Source organism: Escherichia sp. KCJ4928 (genome assembly GCF_004352695.1).
Taxonomy (GTDB): Bacteria; Pseudomonadota; Gammaproteobacteria; order Enterobacterales; family Enterobacteriaceae; genus ECMA0423.
The window spans coordinates 1-1,368 of record NZ_SJWV01000399.1; the positions used below are offsets into that span (position 1 = coordinate 1).

The 1,368-nt window shown below is 55.1% G+C and carries 3 protein-coding genes and 1 pseudogene; all 4 read left to right on the forward strand.

Annotation, left to right across the window (positions count from 1 at the left end; genetic code table 11):
* A partial coding sequence (gene radC, locus E0D98_RS24225; protein ID WP_131891267.1) for a DNA repair protein RadC occupies nucleotides 1-431 on the forward strand: 431 nt, incomplete at its 5' end.
* Nucleotides 432-499: 68 nt separating this feature from the next.
* A complete protein-coding gene (locus E0D98_RS24230; RefSeq protein WP_000692312.1) occupies nucleotides 500-721 on the forward strand; it encodes a DUF987 domain-containing protein in 222 nt (73 codons plus the stop codon).
* 162 nt (nucleotides 722-883) lie between these two features.
* On the forward strand, nucleotides 884-1,258 hold the full coding sequence (locus E0D98_RS24235; protein ID WP_001280956.1) for a type IV toxin-antitoxin system YeeU family antitoxin: 375 nt from the start codon (nucleotides 884-886) through the stop codon (nucleotides 1,256-1,258).
* A 46-nt stretch (nucleotides 1,259-1,304) separates the two neighbouring features.
* A pseudogene (locus E0D98_RS27625) lies at nucleotides 1,305-1,368 on the forward strand (toxin); the annotation flags it as partial.

The window sequence follows — 1,368 nt, forward strand, 5'->3', positions numbered from 1 at the left end:
GCAGTCTCATTCTGCGGGCCCTGAAAACCCTGGACCGCCATCTTCATGAACCCGGCGTGGCCTTCACCTCCACCCGTGCGGCACGGGAATGGCTGATTCTGAACATGGCGGGACTGGAGCGTGAAGAATTCCGGGTGCTGTATCTGAATAACCAGAATCAGTTGATTGCCGGTGAAATCCTCTTTACCGGCACCATCAACCGCACGGAAGTCCATCCCCGGGAAGTGATTAAACGCGCCCTGTACCACAATGCCGCTGCCGTGGTGCTGGCACACAATCACCCGTCCGGTGAAGTCACACCCAGTAAGGCAGACCGGCTTATCACCGAACGTCTGGTACAGGCGCTGGCCCTGGTTGACATCCGGGTGCCGGACCATCTGATAGTCGGTGGCAGCCAGGTTTTCTCCTTTGCGGAACACGGTCTGCTTTAACCTGTCACCGTCACAACCACATCATACCTGTTTTCGCTTTTATCTTCTGTCTTCAGAGGTATCACACTATGAAAATCATCACCCGTGGTGAAGCCATGCGTATTCACCAACAACATCCGGCATCCCGTCTTTTTCCGTTCTGTACCGGCAAATACCGCTGGCACGGCAGCACTGAAGCGTATACCGGTCGTGAAGTGCAGGATATTCCCGGTGTGCTGGCCGTGTTTGCAGAACGCCGTAAGGACAGTTTTGGCCCGTATGTCCGGCTGATGAGCGTCACCCTGAACTGATGTTCCGTCACCCGGAAAACGAGTACGACCAGATGGACTCAGACGCCGCTGTGGATGAGGCCATTCTCGTCAATGCATACATCTTCACCGAAACCGGTCAGCGCGCCGGCTGACCTGTCATCGTTAAACCATTCTTAACCACTTTTCAGAGAGGATTTTATCGTGTCAGACAAACTCTCCGGGATAACTCATCCCGACGACAATCACGACCGCCCCTGGTGGGGGCTTCCCTGCACAGTGAGGCCCTGTTTTGGCGCCCGTCTGGTGCAGGAGGGTAACCGCCTGCATTACCTTGCCGACCGCGCCGGTATCAGCGGCCGCTTCAGCGACGCAGATGCATACCATCTGGACCAGGCCTTTCCGCTGCTGATGAAACAACTGGAACTCATGCTCACCAGCGGTGAACTGAATCCCCGACATCAGCATACCGTCACGCTGTATGCAAAAGGGCTGACCTGCGAAGCCGATACCCTTGGCAGTTGTGGTTACGTTTATCTGACTGTTTATCCGACACCGGCAACCGCAACCACCTCATAACCCCGAAGCTCTCACCTTTAGCACTACCAGTTACAGAGAACTTAAGATGAAAACATTATCCGACACACATGTACGGGAGGTATCTCGCTGCCCGTCTCCCGTCACCATCT